Origin of the sequence: Micromonospora inaquosa (assembly GCF_003857055.1) — a bacterium.
GTDB classification, from domain to species: domain Bacteria; phylum Actinomycetota; class Actinomycetes; order Mycobacteriales; family Micromonosporaceae; genus Micromonospora; species Micromonospora inaquosa.
Genome location: NZ_QGSZ01000061.1, coordinates 1 through 5821 on the forward strand (window position 1 = coordinate 1; position 5821 = coordinate 5821).

Annotated in this window: 6 protein-coding genes; 3 read left to right on the forward strand and 3 right to left on the reverse strand. The window is 74.4% G+C overall.

The window, feature by feature from the left end:
* Positions 1-332 (forward strand): cellulose binding domain-containing protein (locus DLJ59_RS00780; protein WP_208648511.1); only part of this gene is annotated, 332 nt, incomplete at its 5' end.
* A gap of 51 nt (positions 333-383) precedes the next feature.
* Here DLJ59_RS00780 and hemQ read toward each other — a convergent pair.
* The 3 genes from hemQ to hemE are packed head-to-tail and all read right to left on the reverse strand — an operon-like array spanning position 384 to position 3650.
* Positions 384-1085, reverse strand: a complete 702-nt coding sequence (gene hemQ / locus DLJ59_RS00785) for a hydrogen peroxide-dependent heme synthase (RefSeq protein ID WP_124770603.1) — start codon at positions 1083-1085, stop codon at positions 384-386.
* Positions 1082-2491, reverse strand: a complete 1410-nt coding sequence (gene hemG / locus DLJ59_RS00790) for a protoporphyrinogen oxidase (RefSeq protein ID WP_124770604.1) — start codon at positions 2489-2491, stop codon at positions 1082-1084. The genes hemQ and hemG overlap by 4 nt, the downstream gene beginning before the upstream one ends.
* Positions 2492-2498: 7 nt before the next feature.
* Positions 2499-3650, reverse strand: a complete 1152-nt coding sequence (gene hemE, locus DLJ59_RS00795) for a uroporphyrinogen decarboxylase (protein WP_124770605.1) — start codon at positions 3648-3650, stop codon at positions 2499-2501.
* 148 nt (positions 3651-3798) lie between these two features.
* Between hemE and DLJ59_RS00800 the strand changes: the two genes are divergently transcribed.
* Both DLJ59_RS00800 and DLJ59_RS00805 read left to right on the forward strand, forming a co-directional pair.
* Positions 3799-4371 (forward strand): DUF3000 domain-containing protein, encoded by a 573-nt coding sequence (locus DLJ59_RS00800; protein ID WP_124770606.1) that lies wholly within the window; start codon positions 3799-3801, stop codon positions 4369-4371.
* Between the two features lie 95 nt (positions 4372-4466).
* Positions 4467-5795, forward strand: coding sequence for a ribonuclease D (locus DLJ59_RS00805; RefSeq protein WP_124770607.1), 1329 nt, complete (start codon positions 4467-4469; stop codon positions 5793-5795).
* The last annotated feature ends 26 nt before the right edge of the window (positions 5796-5821 follow it).

The following is a 5821-nucleotide window of genomic DNA, read 5'->3' on the forward strand; positions in this document are numbered from 1 at the left end:
CGACGCCGCCGACCACCCCGCCGCCGGCAGGTGCCTGCACGGCGACGTACCAGGTCACCGGTCAGTGGTCCGGTGGCTTCCAGGCCGACGTGAAGGTGACCGCGGGCGGTTCACCCACCCGGGGCTGGTCGGTGAGCTGGAACTACGGCAACGGCCAGCAGGTCACGTCGTCGTGGAACACGACGATCAGCACCAACGGCACGCTGGTCACCGCACGCAACGCCGCCCACAACGGCACCCTCGCCGCCGGAGCGAGCACCACGTTCGGTTTCCTCGGCTCGTGGAACGGCAGCAACCCGGTTCCACTGGTCTCCTGCACGGCGACCAGTTGACCCCCGTCCGGCGCCGCACCCGGGCGGGGGTGCGGCGCCGGCCGGCGGGCGTCAGACCAGGCAGTTGACGATCTCGGCCACCGAGCGGCGGCGGCCGGTGTAGAAGGGGACCTCTTCGCGGACGTGCCGGCGGGCGCCGGAGGCGCGCAGGTCCCGCATCAGGTCGACGATCCGGTGCAGTTCGTCGCCCTCGAAGGCGAGCATCCACTCGTAGTCACCGAGCGCGAACGAGGCGACCGTGTTGGCCCGCACGTCCGGGTAGCCGCGGGCCAACTTCCCGTGCTCGGCCAGCATCTCGCGCCGCTCCGCGTCGGGCAGCAGGTACCACTCGTAGGAGCGGACGAACGGGTACACACAGATGTAGGAGCGCGCCTCCTCGCCGGCCAGGAACGCCGGGATGTGGCTCTTGTTGAACTCCGCCGGCCGGTGCAGGGCCATCTGCGACCACACCGGGGTCAACGCCCGCCCCAGCGTGGTGCGGCGGAACCGCAGGTACGCGTCCTGCAACGCGTCGCTGGACGCGGAGTGCCACCAGATCATCACGTCCGCGTCGGCGCGCAGCCCGGAGACGTCGTACACGCCCCGGACCACGACGTCCTTGCCGGCCAGCTCGTCGAAGAGGGACACCACCTCGCCGGTGACGTTGTCCCGCAGCGACGGCAGCGGGGAACTGGCCCGGAACACCGACCACATGGTGTAGCGGATGCTCTCGTTCAGCTCCCGCAACCGGGCCGCGTTGGTCTGCTCGGTCATCTCGCCGATCCTCCCAGTGCTGTGATGATCTCCTCGGCCGCCGTCTCGCCGGAGCGGACGCAGACCGGGATGCCGACGCCGTCGTAGCCGGCGCCGGCGAGGACCACTGTGGGGTGCTCGGCCCGCAACGCCGTCCGCGCGGCGGCGAGCCGGTTGGCGTGCCCCGGCGCGTACTGCGGCAGGGCCCCGCCCCACCGCTGCACGTGCCCGTCGACCGGGGCGGGCAGTGGGGTGCCGAGCACCGCCGAGAGCTCACGGTGCACGGTGGCCGCCAGGTCCGCGTCGGGGCGCTGGAGATGCGCCTCCTCGCCGTACCGGCCCACCGAGGCGCGCACCAGGGCCAACCCGTCCGGTTGCCGCAGGTGCCCCCACTTGGTGGTGAAGAAGGTCGCCGCCTTGATCAGCAGGCCCTCGGTGCTCGGCACCAGGAAGCCGGACAGCTCGGGCAGCCGTGGCTGCGGCAACGCCATGGTGACCAGCGCGACGCTCGCGTAGTCCAACGCACCGACGGCCGTCGCCGCCGCCGGAGCCGGGCCGGCGAGCAGCCGGGCCGCCGGTCGCGCCGGCACCGCCAACACCACGGCGTCCACGTCGACCAGCTCAGGATCCCGCGTGGGGCCGACGGTGAGCCGCCAACCGGTGGCGGTCGGGGTGAGTTCACGCACTGCGGCGTCCCGCCGTACCGTCGCGCCGCTGGCCGTCACCGCCGCCTCGACCAGGGTGCTGAGCCCACCGACCAGGGTGCCGAAGACCGGGGCGCCGGGCGCACGCGGCGCGGCGGCCTGCGCGGCCCGCACCGCGCCGACCAGGGTGTGTTCCACCCGGGCCGTGCGGGCCAGCGCCGGCATCGTCGTGACCAGGGAGAGATCGTCGGCGCGGCCCGCGTACACGCCGCCCAGCATCGGGTCGACCAGTCGCTCGACCACTTCGTCACCGAACCGGGACCGGACCAGCGCACCCACCGAGACGTCCGCGTCGGGCCCGACGAGCGGCCGACCAGCGTCGGCGTCGGCGTCCGCAGCCGGGCGGGCGACGGTGGCCACCCGATCCAGATCCCCGGGTACGCCCACCAGGGTGCCGCCCGGGATGGGGCGCAGCCCTCCGTCGATGACCAGCGCGGCCTGCCCCACCGTGGGGTGCACGATCCGATCGGCCAGCCCGAGCCGGCGGGCCAACGCCACCGCCGCGCTCTCGGCGCCCGTCGGGTCGCGCATCAGGAACGACTCGGCGCCGAACTCCACCGGCTGACCGGCCAGCTCCCCGGTGCGCAGCTTGCCGCCCAGCGCGCCGGACTGCTCGTACACCGTGATCTCGGTGCCGGCCGGTGCGCGGTCGCGCAAGCGGACCGCGGCGGCCAGCCCGGCGATCCCGCCGCCGACCACCGCCACCCGCCAGGGCTGCCGCATTGCCGCCTCAGCCCTGGTCGGCCCGGCGGCTGGACAGCTCGTGCACCAGGGCGACCACCCGGGTCAGCACCTCCGGATCGGTCTCCGGCAGCACCCCGTGGCCGAGGTTGAACACGTGCCCGGGGGCCGCCCGGCCCTGCTCCAGGATGCGGCGCACCTCGGACTCCACCACCGGCCACGGCGCGAGCAGCACGCACGGGTCCAGGTTGCCCTGCACCGCCTTGTCCGCGCCGATCCGCCCGGTGGCCACGTCCAGCGGGGTACGCCAGTCGACGCCGACCACGTCCGCCCCGGCCTCGCCCATCGCGCCGAGCAGCTCGGCGGTGCCCACCCCGAAGTGGATCCGGGGCACGCCGGCGGGCGACCGCTCCGGTTCGGCGCGTCTGTCGCCGCGCCCCGACCCGGAGCAGTCGTTGACCAGCCCGCTCAGCACGGCGGTCGAGTGCGGCAACACGAAACGGCGGTAGTCGGCCTCGGAGAGCGCGCCGGCCCACGAGTCGAACAGCTGCACGGCGGACACCCCGGCCTCGATCTGCACCCGCAGGAAGGCCAGCGTCACCTCGGCCAGCCGGGCGCAGAGCGCGTGCCACAGCTCGGGATCGCCGTACATCAGGGCCTTGGTCTTCGCGTGGGTGCGGGACGGCCCACCCTCGACCAGGTAGCTGGCCAGCGTGAACGGCGCACCGGCGAAGCCGATCAGCGGGGTGTCGCCCAGCTCGACCACCAACTGCCGGACGGCCTCGTCCACGTACGGGACGTCGTCTCGGGTGATCGGGCGGATCCGCTCCACGTCGGCGGCGGTGCGGATCGGCTCGGCGACGACCGGGCCGGTGCCCGGCACGATGTCCAGGTCGATCCCGGCCGCGGCGACGGGCACCACGATGTCGCTGAACAGGATGGCCGCGTCCACGCCGTGCCGGCGCACCGGCTGGAGGGTGATCTCGGTGACCAGATCCGGGCGGCGGCAGGACTCCAGCATCGGCACGCTCGCCCGGATCTCCCGGTACTCCGGGAGGGAGCGGCCGGCCTGGCGCATGAACCAGACCGGGGTGTGCGGGACGGGCCGACGTCGGCAGGCCCGAATGAAGGGCGAGTCGGCCGGTCCGCCGGGGCGGGAATCTCCGTCTCGGGCGACAGTGCCCGTGGTGTCCGTGGTCATCGCCGCAATCGTGCCACGCCCACCACCTCCAACCGGGTGGGGGTGAGAGGAAGGGCACCGTTCCTTACCCCGGGCCGACGCACTGGCCCCTCGGTGAGCGTCGGCGCGCCGTCGAAGCGGGGGGCGGGCGGCGGCATAGGCTGCCAACATGGCCCCCCCGATCGCGCTCCCGGAGACGTTCGCCCGCGCGGTCGCCGGGCTGCGGTCGGCCGCCCCCCGGCCGGAGATCACCCTGGAGGAGGTCGGCGCACCCCAGCGGCTGGCCCCGTACACGTTCGCGCTCTCCGCGACCGTGCTGCGCGACGACGACGAGGTGGCGACCGGCCGGCTGATCCTGCTGCACAACCCGGTCGGGCACGAGGCGTGGCAGGGCACCCTGCGGCTGGTCACCTACGTGACCGCCGAGTTGGAGGTCGACCTGGCCGCCGACCCGCTGCTGCCCGGGGTGGGCTGGACGTGGCTGACCGACGCGTTGGACGCCCAGGACGCCGGCTACCGGGCGATCGGCGGGACGGTGACGCAGACCATGTCGACCCGGTTCGGCGATCTCGCCGGGCCGCCGACCATCGGCGACATCGAGATCCGCGCCTCCTGGACGCCGATCGACGACGACCTGACCCCGCACCTGCTCGGCTGGTGCGTCCTCCTCGCCTCCACCGCCGGCCTCCCGCCACCCGGCGTAACCGCCCTCGCCGACCGTCGCCCCGCCGGCGCAGCCTGATGTTCGGCATTCGGCAGGACACTTTGCGGACACCTGGTTGTCACACGCCGGACCGGCTGCACCCGCCCGATCTCCGCGCGCACTAGGGTTGGCAGGTGACCGACGAACCACCCCTGCGCCGTCGGCCCACCGAGGAACTTCCGGGAAACGCACCCCAGCACCCGCCGTCGGCCCAGCCGCAGCCGGCGGGCGAAGGGGCCGACCCGGCCGACGGTGGGCCCGTTCCGCTGATCGCCCCGCGTGACGGCACCCCCGATCCGGTGGCCGCCCCGGCCGAGCTTGCCGAGGTCGTGGCCCGCTTTGCGGCGGGCACCGGCCCGGTCGCCCTGGACGCCGAACGGGCTTCCGGCTACCGCTACAGCCAACGCGCGTACCTGGTGCAGCTGCGCCGGGCCGGTGCGGGCACAGCGCTGATCGACCCGCTGCCGCTGCCCGACCTCAGCGCGCTGGACGCGGTGATCGGTGAGGCCGAGTGGGTCCTCCACGCCGCCAGCCAGGATCTGCCCTGCCTGGCCGAGGTGGGGCTGCGCCCACGCCGACTGTTCGACACCGAACTGGCGGCCCGGCTGGCCGGCTTCGAGCGCGTCGGCCTGGCCGCGCTCACCGAGCAGTTGCTCGGGTTCACCCTGGAGAAGCACCACTCGGCGGCGGACTGGTCGAGCCGACCGCTGCCCGAGTCGTGGCTGACGTACGCCGCTCTCGACGTGGAGCTGCTGACCGACCTGCGGGACGCGCTCGACGCCGAGTTGACCCGGCAGGGCAAGTCGGCCTGGGCGGCGGAGGAGTTCGCCGCGCTGGTCCGCACCGGGGCGCGCCCGCCCCGGGTCCGCGCGGAGCCGTGGCGGCGCACCTCGGGCATCCACCGGCTGCGGGGGGCTCGGGCCCAGGCCCGGGTCCGCTCGATGTGGTACGCCCGGGACCAGATCGCGGCCCGGCGGGACGCCGCTCCCGGTCGGGTGTTGCCCGACTCGGCGATCATCGCCGCGGCCGAGCTGGATCCGAAGGACGAGAAGACGCTGTTGACCCTGCCCGGCTTCGGTGGCCGGTCGGTGCGTCGACTGGCCCGCACCTGGCTCGCCGCGCTCGACGACGCCCGGCAACTGCCGGACGATTCCCTGCCGGTCTCGCCGGCCGTGGAGGGCCCGCCCCCGCCGCACCGGTGGGCCGAACGGGACCCGGTGGCGGCCGGTCGGCTGGCCCGCTCCCGGGAGGTCGTGATCCGCATCGCCGGTGAGCACAATCTTCCGCCGGAAAACCTGATCACTCCGGACTCGATCCGCCGGCTGGCCTGGACCCCGCCGGAGGAGATCACCGAGGAGTCGGTCGCGGAGACCCTGCGCGGCCTCAACGCCCGCGAGTGGCAGATCGGCCTCCTCGGCACCGACCTGACCGAGGCCCTGTCCACGGAGACCCCAGCCCCCTGACCCAACCGGGGGGTGTGGGGTGGGCC